Genomic DNA, 230 nt, shown 5'->3' on the forward strand with positions numbered 1-230 from the left:
CTCCCAACCGGGCGACGGTACAGGCTCGCAAAAAAGCAGCTACCTGATTGCTGGGCAAGCCACTGAGCTGTTCGCCACTTTTTAACGAGGCGAATTTCTTGCCGTAGAGGGCCGACAACTGAAACATGGCTGGCTCTGTGTACCACTGGCCGAGACGAGGCCATTGCTTGATACGAAAGACCGTGTTGTTATCCCAGCTGCCTATGTCTTCTATCGGTTCTTTCCAGGCC

1 protein-coding gene is annotated in these 230 nt (G+C 54.3%); it reads right to left on the bottom strand.

Features of this window, described 5'->3' with window-relative positions:
• On the bottom strand, positions 1–230 hold a 230-nt coding region (locus tag Q4563_RS23280), incomplete at both ends, for a hypothetical protein (protein WP_303606236.1).

It is taken from the genome of Gilvimarinus sp. 1_MG-2023 (genome assembly GCF_030548285.1).